General features: G+C 66.2%; 16 protein-coding genes. 14 read left to right on the top strand and 2 right to left on the bottom strand.

What is annotated here, in order from left to right:
• Nucleotides 1-9: 9 nt before the first annotated feature.
• On the bottom strand, nucleotides 10-618 hold the full coding sequence (locus ABE422_RS18105; protein ID WP_346483450.1) for a glutathione peroxidase: 609 nt from the start codon (nucleotides 616-618) through the stop codon (nucleotides 10-12).
• A 462-nt stretch (nucleotides 619-1,080) separates the two neighbouring features.
• Here ABE422_RS18105 and ABE422_RS18110 point away from each other — a divergent pair, with 462 nt between their 5' ends.
• The 7 genes from ABE422_RS18110 to ABE422_RS18140 all read left to right on the top strand — a co-directional run bounded on the left by ABE422_RS18110 (nucleotide 1,081) and on the right by ABE422_RS18140 (nucleotide 5,668).
• The gene (locus ABE422_RS18110) at nucleotides 1,081-1,335 is read left to right on the top strand and encodes a hypothetical protein (protein WP_282262813.1); all 255 of its coding nucleotides are present in this window, start codon (nucleotides 1,081-1,083) and stop codon (nucleotides 1,333-1,335) included.
• A 2-nt stretch (nucleotides 1,336-1,337) separates the two neighbouring features.
• On the top strand, nucleotides 1,338-1,700 hold the full coding sequence (locus ABE422_RS18115) for a GntR family transcriptional regulator (protein WP_019185943.1): 363 nt from the start codon (nucleotides 1,338-1,340) through the stop codon (nucleotides 1,698-1,700).
• Nucleotides 1,697-2,572 (top strand): ABC transporter ATP-binding protein, encoded by an 876-nt coding sequence (locus tag ABE422_RS18120; protein ID WP_121037935.1) that lies wholly within the window; start codon nucleotides 1,697-1,699, stop codon nucleotides 2,570-2,572. Before ABE422_RS18115 ends, ABE422_RS18120 begins: the two co-directional genes overlap by 4 nt.
• Nucleotides 2,569-3,597 carry a hypothetical protein gene (locus ABE422_RS18125; RefSeq protein WP_346483451.1) on the top strand — a complete coding sequence of 343 codons (1,029 nt, stop codon included), beginning with the start codon at nucleotides 2,569-2,571 and terminating at the stop codon, nucleotides 3,595-3,597. Before ABE422_RS18120 ends, ABE422_RS18125 begins: the two co-directional genes overlap by 4 nt.
• Nucleotides 3,598-3,624: 27 nt before the next feature.
• A complete protein-coding gene (locus tag ABE422_RS18130; protein WP_313212780.1) occupies nucleotides 3,625-4,509 on the top strand; it encodes a hypothetical protein in 885 nt (294 codons plus the stop codon).
• A 30-nt stretch (nucleotides 4,510-4,539) separates the two neighbouring features.
• A complete protein-coding gene (locus ABE422_RS18135) occupies nucleotides 4,540-5,148 on the top strand; it encodes a DUF2884 family protein (RefSeq protein WP_346483452.1) in 609 nt (202 codons plus the stop codon).
• A 94-nt stretch (nucleotides 5,149-5,242) separates the two neighbouring features.
• Complete coding sequence (locus ABE422_RS18140) at nucleotides 5,243-5,668, top strand: hypothetical protein (RefSeq protein ID WP_346483453.1); 426 nt, start codon at nucleotides 5,243-5,245, stop codon at nucleotides 5,666-5,668.
• Nucleotides 5,669-5,739: 71 nt separating this feature from the next.
• Here ABE422_RS18140 and ABE422_RS18145 read toward each other — a convergent pair whose 3' ends face one another.
• Nucleotides 5,740-7,152, bottom strand: coding sequence for a class II fumarate hydratase (locus tag ABE422_RS18145; protein ID WP_313212785.1), 1,413 nt, complete (start codon nucleotides 7,150-7,152; stop codon nucleotides 5,740-5,742).
• Between the two features lie 295 nt (nucleotides 7,153-7,447).
• Between ABE422_RS18145 and ABE422_RS18150 the strand changes: the two genes are divergently transcribed.
• From ABE422_RS18150 to lpdA, 7 genes are all read left to right on the top strand, one after another.
• Complete coding sequence (locus tag ABE422_RS18150) at nucleotides 7,448-8,770, top strand: hemolysin family protein (RefSeq protein ID WP_313218816.1); 1,323 nt, start codon at nucleotides 7,448-7,450, stop codon at nucleotides 8,768-8,770.
• A 37-nt stretch (nucleotides 8,771-8,807) separates the two neighbouring features.
• Nucleotides 8,808-10,175, top strand: coding sequence for an adenylosuccinate lyase (purB, locus tag ABE422_RS18155; protein ID WP_313210265.1), 1,368 nt, complete (start codon nucleotides 8,808-8,810; stop codon nucleotides 10,173-10,175).
• Between the two features lie 63 nt (nucleotides 10,176-10,238).
• On the top strand, nucleotides 10,239-11,642 hold the full coding sequence (locus tag ABE422_RS18160; protein ID WP_346483454.1) for a cupin domain-containing protein: 1,404 nt from the start codon (nucleotides 10,239-10,241) through the stop codon (nucleotides 11,640-11,642).
• 14 nt (nucleotides 11,643-11,656) lie between these two features.
• Complete coding sequence (locus ABE422_RS18165; RefSeq protein ID WP_346483455.1) at nucleotides 11,657-12,565, top strand: GNAT family N-acetyltransferase; 909 nt, start codon at nucleotides 11,657-11,659, stop codon at nucleotides 12,563-12,565.
• Between the two features lie 185 nt (nucleotides 12,566-12,750).
• A complete protein-coding gene (locus tag ABE422_RS18170; protein WP_313210271.1) occupies nucleotides 12,751-15,582 on the top strand; it encodes a 2-oxoglutarate dehydrogenase E1 component in 2,832 nt (943 codons plus the stop codon).
• Nucleotides 15,583-15,625: 43 nt separating this feature from the next.
• A complete protein-coding gene (sucB, locus tag ABE422_RS18175) occupies nucleotides 15,626-16,834 on the top strand; it encodes a dihydrolipoyllysine-residue succinyltransferase (RefSeq protein WP_346466693.1) in 1,209 nt (402 codons plus the stop codon).
• A gap of 134 nt (nucleotides 16,835-16,968) precedes the next feature.
• Nucleotides 16,969-18,405 carry a dihydrolipoyl dehydrogenase gene (lpdA, locus tag ABE422_RS18180; RefSeq protein WP_121037968.1) on the top strand — a complete coding sequence of 479 codons (1,437 nt, stop codon included), beginning with the start codon at nucleotides 16,969-16,971 and terminating at the stop codon, nucleotides 18,403-18,405.
• The last annotated feature ends 303 nt before the right edge of the window (nucleotides 18,406-18,708 follow it).

Here is an 18,708-nt window from a genome sequence, read left to right on the forward strand (position 1 = left end):
TCGATATCGTCAGCGCTTGTTGGCGGTGACAGAGAGTTCACGTTCGATCGCCGCCACCAGCTTCGGATCGTCCGGCGTGACCTTGCTCGGGAACTGCGCCACCACCCGGCCGTCGCGGCTGATCAGATACTTGTGGAAGTTCCAGCCCGGGGACACGCCCGTGGCGGTGGCGAGACTGCGATACAGCGGCGTCGCGTCCGGCCCGGTCACCACCACCTTCTGGAACATAGGGAACTTCACGCCGTAGGTCAGCGTGCAGAACTCCTGGATCTGGGTCTCGTTGCCCGGCTCCTGCCCCTTGAAGTCGTTGGAAGGGAAGCCAAGCACCGAGAAACCACGCGCGGCGTACTTGCGCTGCAACGCCTCCAGACCCTCGTACTGCGGGGTGAAACCGCACTTGCTGGCGGTGTTGACCACCAGCAGCACCTTGCCGCCGTACTGCTTGGCCAGGTTGACCTCGCCCTTCCCGGCCAGCGGGCGGTAGCTCACATCCAGCAGATCGGCCGCCTGGGCCGACGCGCCCACCAGCAGGCCGGCCGCCAGCAACAGCAGGGACCAACGCGCCCGGCGCGGCGCGCGGTCGCGACGGACAGACGACAGCAGAGACACGTGGTGCATCGCGACACTCCAAAGTGGGGACAACGAGGGGGTGAACGGGCCTGGCAAGGGCTGCCAAGGCTGCGGCGGCACTATATCACCGGTGTTTTTGCCGCCGGACGCCGCCGGTCCGCCGGTTTCGGGCGCCCACCAGCAACGCGGTCGCAGCGCCACATGCAGGGCGCGGGTCGATCCCATTCAGGGCTGCTTTGTCGCATCTGGCGATGTCAGCCGCGGCGGCTGACATCCGCATATGATTGCCTGAATGCGCTGGTGGCTTGCCATACCATTGACATCAATGAATGTGCGCTGGCGCAGTTCGACGCCGCACACTGAGAACATATTGTTTATATTCAATGACTTGGGATATTTCGAACGCGGTCATGCCGCCCCTGCCATCAGTTGGGTATCGCCCCCTGTTGATCTTCGGCGTGCCGGTGTTATAGTTGCATACAACACCAGTCACCTAGACAGGGGAAGCCCATGAACCGCATGCGCCACCGCCACGCCGCCAAAGCCGTCACCGCCGCCTCGGCGTTGCTCCTGCTCGGCTGGTTCGGCATCCCCTCCGGTGACGCTGGCAGCCCTGCCAGCGCCGATGTGTTTGAAGGCCCGCAGGACGCAGGCGTCATCGAGGCAGGGACCGCCAACGGCGCCCCCACGCCCCCCCGCCGGCTGCACAGCTCCCTGTCCATGCCTTACTTCTCATTCGCGCAGTCGCTGAACCCACGGAGCTGACCATGAGCGATATTCAATGGAGCGATGGTGCTCCGATCTACCGCCAGCTGAAAGAGCGGGTGATCGCCATGATGCTTGACGGCATCATCAAGCCCGGCGATGCCCTGCCTTCGGTCCGGCAGGTTGCCGCCGAGTACCAGCTCAACCCCATCACCGTATCGCGCGCCTACCAGGAACTGGCTGATGAAGGCCTGGTCGAAAAGCGCCGCGGCCTGGGCATGTTCATGACCGAGGAAGCGGCCACGCAGCTGCGCAGCAGCGAGCGCGACCGGTTTCTCAATGAAGAATGGCCGCTGGTCCTGGAGCGCATCCAACGCCTCGGCCTGAACCTCGACGAATTGCTGCCCCAGGGGAAATCCTCATGAATGCCGTTGCAAGTGATGTCGTCATTTCCGCTCGAGGCCTGCGCAAGGCCTACAAACAGACCGTGGCGCTGGACAACACCAGTTTCACGATCGCACCCGGCCGCATCACCGGGCTGATCGGCCCCAACGGCGCCGGCAAGACCACCCTGCTCAAGGCGCTGCTCGGCCTGACCTCGGTGGAAGGCGAGCTGCGCGTGCTCGGGCTGGACCCGACCGAGCAGCGCAACGCCCTGATGAACGATGTGTGCTTCATCGCCGACGTGGCGGTGCTGCCGCGCTGGATGAAGGTGCGCGAGGCCATCGATTTCGTCGCCGGCACCCATCCGCGTTTCGACCGGGCGCGCTGCGAGCGCTTCCTGGCCTCCACCAAGCTGCATCCCAAGCAGCGCGTGCGCGAACTGTCCAAGGGCATGATCGTGCAGCTGCACCTGGCCCTGGTGATGGCCATCGATGCCAAGGTGCTGGTGCTGGACGAGCCGACCCTGGGCCTGGACATCCTGTACCGCAAGGAGTTCTACCAGCGTCTGCTGGAGGACTACTTCGATGAGCAGAAGACGATCATCGTCACCACCCACCAAGTGGAAGAGATCGAGCACATCCTCACCGATGTGATGTTCATCCGTGATGGCCGCATCGTGCTCACCACCGATATGGAAGACATCGGCGAGCGCTATACCGAAGTGCTGGTGTCGGCCGATGCCGTCGAGGCCGCGCGCGCACTCAAGCCGATCGACGAACGCGCCCTGCCCTTCGGCAAGACCGTGCTGCTGTTCGACGGGGTGCCACGCGCCCAGCTCACGCCCTTGGGCGAAATCCGCAGCCCGGGGCTGGCGGATCTGTTCGTGGCCATCATGAAGGGAACCTACGCATGAACACCGTCAACCACCCCATCAGCAAGGCCAGCTCGTTCAAGTGGCTGCTCAAGCGTGAGTACTGGGAAAACCGCGGCGGGTTCCTGTATGCGCCGGTGATCGCCGGTGGCATCTCGCTGGTGATGAGCCTGCTCGGCATCGTGTTCGGCCTGGTGGCCATGCACCGTGCGGTCAAGAGCGGCGGCCTCCACCTCAACGACGAAAACGTCAGCATCAACGGCCTGGACCTGAGTCTGCTGACCAGCAAGCTCGATGCCAAGAACCTGCATGACCTGGCCAACGGCCTGGATCTGACCCTGATCCTGAGCTCGGGCTGGCCGCTGATCGTGCTCGCCTTCGTGGTGTTCTTCTACTGCCTGGGCGCCCTGTACGACGACCGTCGCGACCGCAGCATCCTGTTCTGGAAGTCATTGCCGCTGTCGGATACGTCCACCGTCCTGTCCAAGGCCGTGAGTGCGCTGCTGATCTCCCCGCTCATCGCGGTGATCGCCTCGGCCCTGACCATGTTCGGCTTCCTGGTGATGATCTCGATCGTGGTGATCGCCCACGGCGGCGATCCGATGCTGCTGATCTGGGGTCCGGCCAGCCCGCTGACCATTCTCGCCGGTCACCTGTCCTGGATCCCGGTCTACCTGCTCTGGGCCCTGCCGACCGTTGGCTGGCTGCTGCTGTGCTCGGCCTGGGCCAAGACCAAGCCGTTCCTGTGGGCGGTGATGCTGCCGCTGTTCGCCGGCATCATCGTCAGCACCACCAAGCTGATGACCCTGTTCGACCTGACCGGCGGCTGGTTCTGGAAGCACATCGTGGGCCGCCTGCTGCTCAGCGCGGTCCCGGCCAGCGACCAGTTCTACCGCGGCGAGTCGATGTTCAGCGGCAACGGCAACATGGACAACCTGGTCAACGAACTGGGCCCGAGCCACCAACTGGCTGCCTTCGCGATGCCGGAACTGTGGATCGGTGCCGCCGTCGGCGTGGTGTTCCTGTTCCTGGCCATCCGCCTGCGCCGCCGCGCCGGCGAAATCTGATCCCTGCCCTTCATCGAGGAACCGCCCATGATCCGCACGCTCGCTGTTGCTTCCCTGCTGTTGCTGCCGCTGACCGCGCTCGCCAATGAGCCGCAGTGCACGTTCAACGAAGCCCGTGACCTGAAGCTCGACCTGGCCGGCGCCAAGGCGGTGGTGTTCGAAGTGAACCAGCACGATCTGGTGCTGCAGGCTGGCCCGGGCGCGGCCCAGCTCGGGGGGCGCGCCTGCGCCTCCAACGCGGATTGGCTGCGCGAACTGACCGTGACCCAGCAGAAGGTCGGCGACAAGCTCGTCGTCCGCCTGCAGCGCGACGCCCGCAACACGCTCACCATCAGCGGCAGCAGCTATGCCTACCTGGACATGCGCGGCACAGTACCGGACTCGATCCTGGTCCAGCTCAAGGTCGGCTCGGGCGATGCCAGCGTCACCGGTGCGCACTCGCTGAGCGCGGACGTCGGCTCGGGTGACATCAAGCTTCAGGAGATCAAAGGCCTGGTGACCGCAGCGGTCGGCTCGGGCGATGTCATCCTCGACGGTGCCGGTGCGCTGAACCTGCTCTCGGTCGGTTCGGGCGATTTCAAGGCCCGCAACATCCGCGGGGACGCCAAGGTCGGCACGATCGGCTCGGGCGACTTCGAGCTGGATACGGTCGGTGGCAACGTCGAGATCGGCGTGGTCGGCTCCGGGGATACCGATGTGCGCAAAGCCAAGGGCAACGTGCGCGTCGGCACCGTCGGCTCCGGCGACACCGACCTGCGCGATATCGGCGGCAGCGTCACCGTCGACCGTCATGGGTCGGGCGATGTCACCGCGCGCGATGTCGGCGGCGACCTGCGCGTGGCCAACAGCGGCAGCGGCGATATCCGCCACAGCAACGTGCGCGGCCGGGTTGAACTGCCGCGCGGCAAGTAAGCCTCTCTTCTCCTCTGACGGATACGCATCATGACGACTCGACTGCTGCTGCCTGCCCTGCTGTTGTGCCTGCCGATCGCAGCCTGTACCGCCCCCGACAGTGGCAAGGGCAAGGCGCCCGCCGACCAGAGCGCCGCCGCCCCGGCGACCAGCGCGCTGGATACCGATGGCATCGGCAAGACCGTGCAGGAGGCCACCGAGAAGGCCCGCCGGGAGATCAGCCAGGGCAACATTTCCATCGCCAACGGGAAGACCCCGAAGGCGGAGATCAGCCCCCAGGGCGACCTGCTCACCGACGGCAAGGCGGTCACCGTGGACGCCCACCAGCGGGCGCTGCTGCTGGACTACCGCAAGCAGGTCGAGCAGCTCGCCAACGCCGGCATGGAAATCGGCGTGGCCGGTGCCAATCTGGGCGTGAAGGCGGCCGGCGAAGCGATCAAAGGCATGTTCTCCGGCGACACCCAGGGCATTGAGGCGCGCGTGAATGAAGAAGCCAGGAAGATCGAGGATCAGGCCCAGAGGCTGTGCGGGCTGCTGCCCGGCATGATGGCCAGGCAGCAGGCGCTGGCCGCCGCGCTGCCGGCCTTCCAGCCGTACGCGACGATGGACCAGAGCGACATCGACGACTGCGGCAAGTAACCCCGGCACTGCCTGCGACGATGCGTCGCAGGCAGGCCCTTCCCGGTGCGGGAGGACTACAATCTCCCCTCCCGTCGCATGCGTTGCCCTGCTCATGAAGAAGCTGAGTCTGTTGCTGTTCGCCCTGTTCTGCCTGGTCGCCACCGGTTGCGATCAGGAGTACCGCAATCACCGCGCCGAGCGCAGCAAGCCCAAGATCACCGTCAGCGACGGCATGGTCACCGTGCGCCGCGCACCTGCGCCGAACATCATCATCCTGCCCAACGGGCACATGAAGATCGATGAGATCGAAATTCCGCTCAATGAGGAGCAGCAGGCGATGCTGCGGGGCATGTTCGGCCAGCTGCAGGTGCTGCGCCAGAACACCCTGACCGACGCCCCGCCGGACCCGGCCAAGCGCTCGGTGAAAATCCAGGTGCCGGACGGCATGCAGCCGATCCCGCCGGATCTGATCACGAAGATCCCCGAGTTCAAGGATTACACCGAGACCTTCGGCAATCTGCAGGCCGCTCGCCACTGAGTTTGGGCGGGGACTCGCGCACAAAAAAACGGGCCGTTCGGCCCGTTTTTTATTTCCGGTCATACGCGCGCTCAACCGCCCCCGCCACCACCGCCATGGATGCCACCGGCAGTGAGGGCCGCCGGATCCAGCAGCCTGCGCAGTTCGGCGTCGGACAGGCCACTGTCTTCCTTGGCCACGTCCAGCACCGGGCGTTGTTCCTTGTAGGCACGCTTGGCGATCGCCGCCGCCTTTTCGTAGCCGATGATCGGGTTCAAGGCGGTCACCAGGATCGGGTTGCGATCCAGTGCCTCGCGGACGCGATCCTCGCGCACTTTCAGCCCGGCGATCGCGGTATCGGCGAGCAGACGGGTGATGTTGGCCAGCAGGTTGATGCCATCGAGCAGGTTCGCCGCGATCAGCGGCAGCGTCACGTTCAACTGGAAGTTGCCGGTCTGGCCGGCCACGGTGATCGCGGTGTGGTGGCCGATCACCTGGGCGCACACCATCACGGTGGCTTCGGGGATCACCGGATTGACCTTGCCCGGCATGATCGAGCTGCCCGGCTGCAGCGCCGGCAGTTCGATCTCGCCCAGCCCGGCCAGCGGCCCGGCATTCATCCAGCGCAGGTCGTTGGCGATCTTGATCAGCGCCACGGCCAACGCATTGAGCTGGCCGGACAGTTCAACCGCATCGTCCTGCGCGGCCAGGCCTTCAAACTTGTTTTCCGCGCTGTCGAACTTGATGCCGGTCTGCTGCTTGAGCTGCTTGGCCACCAGCGTGCCGAACCGGGGGTCGGCATTGATGCCGGTGCCGATCGCCGTGCCGCCCAGCGGCAGGCGCCGCAGCCGCTTGAGGCTGTCCTCGATGCGATCCTGGGCCGAAGACAACTGCGCCGACCACGCACCGAATTCCTGCTCGAAGGTCAGCGGCATCGCGTCCATCAGATGGGTGCGACCGGTCTTGACCACCTTGCGCAGCGCACGGCCGCGCTTGTCGATGGTCTTGCGCAGGTGCACCAGTGAAGGCAGCAGCTGCTCATGCACGCCCAGCAACGCGGAGACACGCAGCGCGGTGGGAATCACATCGTTGGAGCTTTGCCCCTGGTTGACGTGATCGTTGGGATGCACCGCGGTCTTGCCGGCCTTGCCCGCGCGGTTGGCGAGCGTGGCAATGACCTCGTTGGCATTCATGTTCGAGGAGGTGCCCGAACCGGTCTGGTACACATCGATCGGGAAGTGCGCGTCGTGGCGGCCGTCGGCAACGTCCGCCGCAGCGGCTTCGATGGCCTTGCCGATGTTGCGCGGCAGATGGCCCAGCTCGACATTGACGTTCGCCGCAGCGCCCTTGACCAGGCCGAGCGCGCGGATGAAACCACGCGGCATGCGTTGGCCCGACACCGGGAAATTATCGACGGCGCGCTGGGTCTGCGCGCCCCACAACGCATCGGCGGGCACCTGCAGCTCGCCCATGCTGTCGTGTTCAATCCTGAAACCCTTGCTCATTGCTTCAACTCCGCACGTCTTTCGTGGATGAAAGGGAACCTGCGGCTGGCAACGGGCCTGATTCCCTGGCTGGCGGCTCTGATCACGATACTCTCAAGCACCGCTGAAACCCAAGACCGTGAGTGATCGGCTAGACTCGGGATCCGCTTCCATTCAGACAGCCTGCCGCCCCCATGGGTGACGATCCCGACAGTAGTACCGGGCGTGCCGCCGCGCACGCATCGATGACCGCCCTCGCCGCCCCGGCGACCGCGGGTACTCCTTCGCCCCTGGCAGCGCCGCTGCGGGGCCGCGAATGATCGGCAACCTCCTGCTGCTGGTACTGGCCCTGCTGCTGGTGGTGCTCAACGGCTTCTTCGTGGCCGCCGAGTTCGCCCTGGTCAAGCTGCGCCACACCCAGGCCGTCGGCCTGGCCGAGAACCACGGCTGGCGTGGGCGCCTGCTGCTCAACGTGCACGCGCACCTGGATGCGTACCTGTCCGCCTGCCAGCTGGGCATCACGCTGTCCTCGCTGGGCCTGGGCTGGGTCGGCGAACCGGCGTTCGCGCACCTGCTGCAACCGCTGTTCGATACGCTGGGGTTGACCCCGGAAGCCTCGCGCCTGACCGCTTTCATCATCGCCTTCAGCATCATCTCGTTCCTGCACATCGTGCTCGGCGAACTGGCCCCCAAATCGATGGCGATCCGCCGCCCGGAAGCAATGTCGCTGTGGACGGCCGCACCGCTGTACCTGTTCTACTGGGCGATGTATCCGGCCATCTGGCTGCTCAACAACAGCGCCAACGCGCTGCTGCGCCTGGCCGGCTGGGGTGATGTGGAGCACACCTCGCACCGTTATTCACGCGAGGAACTCAAGCTCATCGTGGGCCGCCAGCAGCCCACCGGCAGCGCGCCGGACCAGGACCTCACGCTGATGAGCCACGCGCTGGAACTGCCCGAACTGGTGGCCGGCGACCTGATGCGCTCGCGCGACCATATGCGTTCGTTCCGCGACGGGATGAGCCTGGCCGACGTGATGGCCGAGTTCGCCGAGAGCCGCTACAGCCGCTACCCGTGGTTCGACCGCGACGGCGAGGAAGTGCTCGGCATCCTGCACATGAAGGACCTGCTGGTGGAGATCGCCCGCGGCCATCCGACCGACGATCTGCGCCCGCTGCTGCGCCCGGCCAACCTGATCGCGCTGGAGACCCCGGTACCGCTGGTGCTGGAGCGTTTCCGCACCGGCACCACCCACCTGGCACTGTGCGTGGAAGAACACGGCCGCATCCTGGGCTACTTCACCCTGGAAGACCTGCTGGAAGTGGTGGTCGGCGATATCGAAGACGAGCACCCGCATATCGTCAAGGACGCCCCGACCCGCGGCGCGGACGGCACCCTGCTGGTGGCCGGCTCGACCTCCATCTTTCGGCTGGAGCGCCTGCTGGGCCATGACCTGAGCGCGCCCGACCATCTGAATTCGGTCGGCGGGCTGATCGTGCACCAGCTCCAGCGCCTGCCCGAGGAAGGCGAGCAGCTGGAGATCGACGGGCACCTGTTCACGATCAAGCGCATGGCCGGGCACCGGATCCAGGCGGTGACGGTGCGCATGGCACAGGCCGAGGACGCCGGGGCAGCGTAGAATGACGGCCCCCGCTGCCAACGACCTGCGCCCTGCCATGTCCGAATTCGCCCTGCTCGCCCTGTCCCCGCTCGATGGCCGCTACGCCGGCAAGGTCGACGCCCTGCGCCCGATCTTCTCCGAATACGGCCTGATCAAGGCCCGCGTGAAGGTGGAAGTGGAATGGCTGCTGGCACTGGCCAATGAGCCGGGTATCGTCGAACTGGCCCCGTTCTCGGCTGCCGCCACCGCCCGCCTGCGCGCCCTGGCCGACGACTTCGCCCCGGCCCACGCCGCGCGGGTGAAGGAGATCGAGCGCACCACCAACCATGACGTCAAGGCCGTGGAGTACTTCATCAAGGAACAGCTCGCCGCCGATGCCGAGCTGGGCCCGGCGCTGGAGTTCGTGCATTTCGCCTGCACCAGCGAAGACATCAACAACCTCAGCTATGGCCTGATGCTCGAGCAGGCCCGCCGCGAGGTGCTGCTGCCGTCGCTGGACAACATCGCCGGCGTGCTGCGCGCCCTGGCCCACGCCCAGGCGGCCCAGCCGATGCTGTCGCGTACCCACGGCCAGACCGCCTCGCCGACCACCCTGGGCAAGGAAGTGGCCAACGTGGTGGCCCGTCTGGAGCGCCAGCGCCGCCAGATCGCCGCGGTGGAGCTGACCGGCAAGATCAACGGCGCGGTGGGCAACTACAACGCCCACGTCATCGCCTACCCGGACGTGGACTGGCCGGCCTTCGCCCAGCGCTTCGTGGAAAGCCTCGGCCTGGTGTTCAACCCGTACACCACCCAGATCGAACCGCATGACAACGTCGCCGAAATCGGCGATGCCGCGCGCCGCGCCAACATCATCCTGATCGATCTGGCCCGCGACGTCTGGGGCTATATCTCGCTGGGCTACTTCAAGCAGAAGCTCAAGGAAGGCGAAGTCGGCTCGTCGACCATGCCACACAAGGTCAACCCGATCGATTTCGAAAACGCCGAAGGCAACTTCGGCATCGCCAACGCCCTGTTCGAGCATTTCAGCGCCAAGCTGCCGATCAGCCGCTGGCAGCGTGATCTGACCGACTCCACCGTGCTGCGTGCGGTCGGCACGGCCTTTGGCCACACCCAGGTCGCCCTGGACTCGCTGGCCAAGGGCCTGGGCAAGCTGACCGTGAACCCGGAACGCCTGGACGCCGATCTGGACGCCGCGTGGGAAGTACTGGCCGAAGCCGTGCAGACCGTCATGCGCCGCCACGGCCTGCCCAACCCCTACGAACAGCTCAAGGCCCTCACCCGTGGTCAGGGCATCACCACCGAGTCGATGCAGGCCTTCGTCGAATCCCTGGAGCTGCCGGCCGACGCCAAGCAGAGCCTGCGCGCCCTCACCCCGGGCGGCTACATCGGCCTGGCGGCGGACTTGGCCAAGGCGATCTGAAGGCATGGGCGCGGCACCGTCGCGCCCCCGAATACCCGTCTATACGCTGCAAGGATCTCCCCCATGGCCGCACGCAAGACCAAAACCCCCGTCATCGACATCCAGGCCCGCCCCGGCCTTCCGCTGGGCATGCCCGCAGCCACCTTCCTGCGCGACTACTGGCAGAAGCGCCCGCTGCTCATCCGCGGCGCCTTCCCCGATTTCGAAACGCCGGTCCAGCCCGAAGACCTCGCCGGCCTGGCCTGCGAGGAAGGCGCCCTGTCGCGCCTGATCACCCACGACCGCGCCACCGATGGCTGGAGCGTGCGTACCGGCCCGTTCCAGGAAGAAGAGTTCCCGGGCATGCCCGACCACGACTGGACCCTGCTGGTCCAGGACGTGGACAAGTGGGACGCCGACGTGCGCGCCCTGATCAGCCACTTCAACTTCCTGCCGCGCTGGCGCATGGATGACGTGATGATCAGCTTCGCCGCCACCGGCGGCTCGGTCGGGGCGCATGTCGACCAGTACGACGTCTTCCTGCTGCAGGCTTACGGCCACCGCCGCTGGCAGATCGATGCCAGCGAATCCATCAAGGGCAAGCGCCCGCCGCTGGACTTCCGCGACGACGTCGAACTCAAGCTGCTGCGCCGCTTCAAGCCGACCCACGACTGGGTGCTGGCCCCGGGCGACATGCTCTACCTGCCGCCGAACGTGCCGCACAACGGCGTCGCCGAAGACCCCTGCCTGACCTTCTCCTTCGGCATGCGTGCCCCGGCCTCGGCCGAGCTGATCAGCGACTACCTCGATACCCTGATTGACGGTGCCGACGAGTCCATCCGTTACCAGGATCCGGACCTGAAGGTGCCGCAGGACCCGAACGAGATCGACGTGGTCTCGATGAACCGCGTGATCGAAGCGCTCAATGCGATCCGCATGAACGACCCGGACAAGCTCGGCGACTGGTTCGGCCGCTTCATCACCACCTACCGCGCCGCCGGGGAAGTGATGGCGCACGGCGAACCGCTGCCGCGCGAGGAGATAGAAGCCGCGCTGGGCGCGGGCGTGGAATTGCAGCGCCACCCGTGGGCGCGCCTGGCCTGGCGCCGTGCCAAGCGTGGCGCCAGCCTGTACTGCAGCGGCCTGGACTTCGCCCTGCCGGTCAAGGATGCCCAGGTACTGGCCGGCACCGAACAGATCGGCGCGGCGCTGTACCAGAAGCTCTCGGCCAAGGGCCGTGATGCCGTGCAGGCGCTGGTCGCCGGCGGCTTCTACCAGCTGGTGGACGATGCCGGGTTGGAGGATGAAGACGACTACGTCGCCGAGTACGACATCGTCGACGGCACCGACGCGGTCGAGGTCATCGATGACGAGGCCATCCAGGCCGACGTGCACGAGGTCACCATCCATGACGACGGCATCGAAGTGATCGTCGATTTCGATGACAGCGACGAGACCGACGGCAAGGACGAGCCCCCGCGCGGCTGATCCGCCCGCCCGCCATGGCCGCCTCCGGTTTCCAGGTTGACGTGGTCGATTACCCGGCGCAGCACGCCGCGCTGCACCGGGTGCGGCTCACCGTGTTCGTCGACGAACAGCAGGTACCGGCCGAGCTGGAGATCGACGCGCTCGATCCCCTCAGCGTGCACGTGCTGGCCCGGGACACCGACGGCGCGCCGATCGGTGCCGGCCGGCTCACCCCGGATGGGCGGATCGGCCGGATGGCGGTGCTGGCCGCCTGGCGCGGCAAAGGCGTCGGCGACGCCCTGCTGCAGGCCCTGATCGATCAGGCCCGGGCCCGTGGCTGGCGCGAGGTCGGGCTGCATGCGCAGCTGCCGGCCCGCGTGTTCTACACCCGGCAGGGCTTCCTGCCGGAGGGCGAGGTGTTCGACGAGGCCGGTATCGCCCACCAGCACATGCGCCTGACCCTGTCCGGAGCGGTCGCGATCGACCGGGCCGAGGACGCCGTGGCGATCACCACCGCACTGGTCCACCGCGCCCGCCGCCAGCTCTGGATCCACAGCCGCCAGCTCGACCCCGGCCTGCTTGATGCACCGCCGGTGCTGGAGGCGCTGCGACGCTACGCCACCGCCCGCCACGACAAACAGGCCTGGCTGATCGTCCACGACAGCGCCGCCATCCGGCAGGCCGGCTCGCCCCTGTTGACCCTGCTGCAGCGCCTGCCGAGCGTCTTCCGGGTGCGCGAAGTGAGCGATCCGATCGACCGCGCGACGGCATCGGCCTGCCTGCTCAATGACGCGGGCGACTACTACTTTCGTCTGAGTGGCCACCGCTTCGACGGTGAGGCGGGTGTGTCCCAGCCGGCACGTTCGCGGCCGTTGCAGGACGGTTTGCAGCGCGTATGGGAACGTTCGCGTGATTGCAGCGAACTGCGCGCACTGGGCCTGTAGCTCACCCCACGCTCCCGAACCTGTCTGGGAATGACACCGCGGTCCCCGCACTGGCCCGTACGGTGCCCCTTCCTGTCTCGATGGGGGTACAATTTGGGGTGTTAGATACCGCCCGCGCAGGGCTATTCACTTTTCCCTGCCGGATCATCGAAGCCTTACCCCACAAGCGAATCCGACTCTCCATCGTGGACAATCAACTGAAGCAGTTTGCGCAATCTTCGCAGCTCGCCGGCGGCAACGCCTCCTATATCGAGGATCTGTACGAGCAGTACCTCGTTTCTCCGGACAGTGTCGATCCCAAATGGAAGACCTACTTCGACGGCTTCCAGGGCCGCGAAGCCGGTGATATTCCGCATTCGGCCGTCATCGCCCACATTGCCGACGCCGCCAAGAATGCCGTCAAGAGCGGCACTGCCGCCGGTGCCGGCGACGAGCGCGAGCGCAATGTCGGCCGCCTGATCACCGCCTACCGTTCGCGTGGCCACATGGCGGCCCGCCTGGACCCGCTGAGCCTGACCGCGCCGACCAATCCGCCGGATCTGGGCCTGCCGTTCCACAGCCTGTCGGAAAGCGACCTGGGCAGTGAGTTCAGCACCGGCGGCGTCGCCGGCCAGCCGCGCATGAAACTGCGCGACCTGCTGGAGCGCCTGAAGAAGACCTACACCGGCTCGATCGGTGCGGAATTCATGCACATCTCCGAGGTCGAGCAGCGCCAGTGGCTGTACCAGCGCCTGGAACTGGCCGGTGGCAACTACAACCTGGATGCCGATACCCAGCGCCGCACCCTGGAGCGCCTGACGGCTGCCGAGGGTCTGGAGCGCTACCTGCACACCAAGTACGTCGGCCAGAAGCGCTTCTCGCTGGAAGGCGGCGACTCGCTGATCCCGATGATGGACACCATCATCCGTGACGCCGGCAAGGATGGCGTCAAGGACGTGGTGATCGGCATGGCCCACCGCGGCCGCCTGAACGTGCTGGTCAACACCCTCGGCAAGAGCCCGCGCAAGCTGTTCGACGAGTTCGAAGGCAAGTTCGAGCACGACGACCACGCCTCCGCCGGCGACGTGAAGTACCACATGGGCTTCTCCGCCGACGTCTCCACCCCGGGTGGCGCCGTCCACCTGGCGCTGGCGTTCAACCCGTCGCACCTGGAAATCGCCGATCCGGTCGTGGCCGGCAGCGTGCGCTCGCGCCAGGAACGTCGTGGCGATACCGCCCGCAAGCAGGTGATGCCGATCCTGATCCACGGCGACGCGGCCTTCTCCGGCCAGGGCGTGGTGATGGAGCTGTTCCAGATGTCCCAGGCCCGCGGCTTCGCCGTCGGTGGCACGGTGCACATCGTGGTCAACAACCAGGTCGGTTTCACCACCTCCAACCCGCTGGATACGCGCTCCACGCGCTACGCCACCGACGTGGCCAAGATGATCGCCGCCCCGGTGCTGCACGTGAATGGCGACGATCCGGAAGCCGTGGTGTTTGCCGCCCAGCTGGCCTTCGAGTTCCGCCAGAAGTTCGCCAAGGACGTGGTCATCGATCTGATGTGCTACCGCCGTTGGGGCCATAACGAGGCCGACGAACCGGCGATCACCCAGCCGCTGATGTACCAGGTGATCCGCAAGCACCAGACCACCCGCGAGCTGTACGCCGCGGCGCTGGAAGCTGCCGGCGTGATCGAAGCCGGCGGCGGCAAGGCGCTGGTCGATGCCTACCGCAACAAGCTCGATGCCGGTGAAGTCACCACCGAGCTGGCCCAGGTCGAAAAGACCCCGGCCACCAGCAAGATGTACGTGGATTGGCCCAAGCTGCTCAACGGCAAGCTCTCCGACGCGGTCTCCACCGCCGTCGGCATGGAGAAGGTCAAGCAGCTGGCGCAGATGATCAACACCGTGCCCGAAGGCGTGGAACTGCACTCGCGCGTGGCCAAGGTCTATGACGACCGCCGCAAGATGGCCGCCGGCGAGATCCCGGGTGACTGGGGCTTTGCCGAGAACCTGGCCTACGCCACCATCCTCGACGAAGGCAACAACCTGCGTCTGGTCGGCCAGGACGTGGGCCGCGGTACGTTCACGCACCGCCACGCGATCCTGCACGACCAGAAGACCGACAACTACTACCTGCCGCTGCGCCAGCTGGTCGAGTCGCCGGAACAGGCCACCATCATCGATTCGCTGCTCAGCGAAGAAGCGGTGATGGCCTATGAGTACGGCTTCTCCACCACCGATCCGAACACCCTGTGCATCTGGGAAGGCCAGTTCGGCGATTTCGCCAACGGCGCCCAGGTCGTGATCGATCAGTTCATCGCCGCCGGCGAAGCCAAGTGGGGCCGTATCACCGGCCTGACCCTGCTGCTGCCGCACGGTTACGAAGGCCAGGGCCCGGAGCACAGCTCCGCGCGTCTGGAGCGCTTCCTGCAGCTGTGCGCGCTGGAGAACATGCTGGTGTGCGTGCCGTCGACCCCGGCGCAGGCGTACCACATGCTGCGTCGCCAGATGCGCATGACCACCCGCAAGCCGCTGATCGTGATGTCGCCCAAGTCGCTGCTGCGCCACAAGCTGGCCGTGTCGACCCTGGACGAACTGGCCAACGGCGAGTTCCAGCACCTGATCGGCGATGCCAACGCAGACGCCAAGAAGGTCAAGCGCGTGGTGCTGTGCTCGGGCAAGGTCTACTACGACCTGCTGGAAGACCAGACCAAGCGTGGCCAGGACGATGTCGCCATCATCCGCGTCGAACAGCTGTATCCGTTCCCGCGCGTGGCACTGGCAGCAGAGCTGAAGAAGTACGGCAAGGCGGCCGATGTGGTGTGGTGTCAGGAAGAACCGCAGAACCAGGGTGCCTGGTACCAGATCCGTCACCACCTGCAGGCATGCCTGGCCGATGGCCAGAGCATCCATTACGCAGGTCGCGCCCGTTCGGCATCGCCGGCCGCTGGACACATGGCTGACCACATCATCGAACAGCAGAAGCTGATCGCCGATGCCCTGGTCAACACGTTCAACGACTCGGTCGCTGAATAACTCTCCCCCTCATTCTAGAAAAGACAAACCAGGAAGCTCCCGCATGGCCACCGAAGTCAAAGCCCCGGTACTGCCCGAATCCGTCGCCGACGGCACCATCGCCACCTGGCACAAGAAGGTCGGCGATGCCGTCAAGCGCGATGAAAACCTGCTTGATCTGGAAACCGACAAGGTCGTCCTGGAAGTGCCGTCGCCGGTCGACGGCGTGCTGAAGGAGATCAAGTTCGAGGTGGGTGCCACCGTGACCTCCAGCCAGGTCGTGGCGATCATCGAAGAAGGCGCGACCGCTGCTGCTCCGCCGGCCGAAGAGAAGAAGGCCGATGCCCCGGCCGCTGCTCCGGCAGCGGCCGCTGCCGCTCCGGCCGCTGCCGCAGCGCCGGCCCCGGCCACCAAGTCCGCTGCCGATTCGCTGCCCCCGGGCGCCCGCTTCACCGCCATCACCGAAGGCGTGAACCCGGCCGACGTGGACGGCACCGGCCGCCGCGGCGCGGTGACCAAGGAAGACATCGTCAACTTCGCCCGCAACGGTGGCGCCGGCAAGTCCGGTGGCGCACGTCCGGAAGAGCGCGTGCCGATGACCCGCATCCGCAAGCGCATCGCCGAGCGCCTGATGCAGTCCAAGAACGGCACCGCGATGCTGACCACCTTCAACGAGGTCGACCTGTCCAAGGTCTCGGCCGCGCGCAAGGATCTGCAGGACGAGTTCGTCAAGGCCCACGGCATCAAGCTGGGCTTCATGAGCTTCTTCGTGAAGGCCGCCGCCAACGCGCTGCAGCGCTTCCCGCTGGTCAATGCCTCGATCGATGGTGACGACATCATCTATCACGGCTACTCGGACATCTCGATCGCCGTGTCGACCGAGAAGGGTCTGGTGACCCCGGTCCTGCGCAACGTCGAGCGCATGTCGTTCGCCGATATCGAAAAGACCATCGCCGACTACGCCAAGAAGGCCCGTGACGGCAAGCTGAGCCTGGAAGAACTGCAGGGCGGCACCTTCACCGTCACCAACGGCGGCACCTTCGGCTCGCTGCTGTCGACCCCGATCATCAACCCGCCGCAGAGCGCCATCCTGGGCATGCACGCCATCAAGGAGCGTCCGATCGCGCAGAACGGCCAGGTCGTGATCGCGCCGATGATGTACCTGGCGCTGTCCTACGATCACCGCATCATCGATGGCAAGGACTCGGTCCAGTTCCTGGTGGACATCAAGAACCAGCTGGAAAACCCGGGCCGCATGCTGTTCGGCCTGTAAGACCTCCCACCCCTCCGCGCCCGCGCGGAGGGGTTCTGGTTTTACGGCACTGCACCGCACTGCCCTGCTCTCTCCCCGGCGCCTGCGCGCCACCGGCTTCAAGCGAAGCTCGGGAATGCAACAAGGAACTATCAATGGCTGAACAATTCGACGTCGTCGTCATCGGTGCCGGTCCGGCCGGTTACCATGCCGCCATCCGCGCCGCGCAGCTGGGTCTGAAGACCGCCTGCATCGACGCTGCGCTGGGCAAGGACGGCAAGCCGGCCCTGGGTGGCACCTGCCTGCGCGTGGGCTGCATCCCGTCCAAGGCGCTGCTCGATTCCTCGCGCCAGTTCTGGAACATGGGCCACATCTTTGGCGACCACGGCATCAGCTTCAAGGATGCCAAGATGGACGTCGAGGCGATGGTTGGCCGCAAGGACAAGATCGTCAAGCAGTTCACCGGCGGCATCGCCATGCTGTTCAAGGCGAACAAGGTCACCGCGTACTACGGTTTCGGTGAGCTGCAACCGGGCAACATCGTCAAGGTCAAGCAGCACGACGGTTCGGAAGTCGAGCTGAAGGGCACCAACGTCATCATCGCCGCCGGCTCGGATTCGATCGAACTGCCGTTCGCCAAGTTCGATGGCGAAACCATCGTCGACAACGTCGGCGGCCTGGATTTCACCGAAGTGCCGGCTCGCCTGGCCGTGATCGGTGCCGGCGTGATCGGCCTGGAACTGGGCAGCGTCTGGAAGCGCCTGGGTTCGGAAGTGACCATCCTGGAAGCGCTGCCGGACTTCCTGGCCGCTGCCGATGCCGAAGTGGCCAAGACCGCCTTGAAGGAATTCAAGAAGCAGGGCCTGGACATCCGCCTGGGCGCCAAGGTCTCCAAGGCCGAGGTGACCGGCAAGGGCAAGAAGAAGGAAGTCGCCCTGACCTACACCGATGGTGAAGGCGAGAAGAGCCTGATCGTGGACAAGCTGCTGGTGGCCGTTGGCCGTCGCGCCGCCACCAAGGGCCTGCTGGCCGAAGGCACCGGGGTCAAGATCAACGAGCGTGGCCAGATCGAAGTGGACGCGCACTGCCACACCGGCGTCAATGGCGTCTGGGCGGTCGGTGACTGCGTGCGCGGCCCGATGCTGGCGCACAAGGGCTTCGAGGAAGGCATCGCCGTGGCCGAGCTGATCGCGGGCCTGCCGGGCCACGTCAACTTCGACACCATCCCGTGGGTCATCTACACCGAGCCGGAGCTGGCCTGGGTCGGCAAGACCGAGCAGCAGCTCAAGGACGAAGGCATCCCGTACAAGGCGGGCAGCTTCCCGTTCGCCGCCAACGGCCGTGCCGTGGCGATGATCGAGCCGACCGGCTTCGTGAAGGTCCTGGCACACGCCGAGACCGACCGCATCCTGGGCATGCACCTGGTCGGCGCGAACGTCTCCGAGCTGGTGCACGAAGGCGTGCTGACCATGGAGTTCAGCGGTTCGGCCGACGACCTGGCGCGCATCTGCCACGCCCACCCGTCGCTGTCGGAAGTGGTGCATGACGCCGCGATGGCCGTGAGCAAGCGCGCGATCCACAAGGCCAACTGAGCCCTGTCGGTGGCGTAACGAAAAACCCCGCTTCGGCGGGGTTTTTTGTGGGCGAGAGGTAGTGCCGGCCGCTGCACGGCCCCTCGCCATGGGTAGTGCCGGCCGCTGGCCCGCTCCTCGCCATTGGTAGTGCCGGCCGATGGCCGGCTCCTCGCCATTGGTAGTGCCGGCCGCTGGCCCGCTCCTCGCCATTGGTAGTGCCGGCCGCTGGCCGGCTCCACGCCAATGGTAGTGCCGGCCGCGGGCCCGCGACTCCCCCAAGGGAGTGCCGGGCGCGGGCCGGCGCCGCCCCCGAGGGTAGGG

This window comes from Stenotrophomonas sp. TWI1151 (genome assembly GCF_039673135.1).
Classification (GTDB): Bacteria; Pseudomonadota; Gammaproteobacteria; order Xanthomonadales; family Xanthomonadaceae; genus Stenotrophomonas.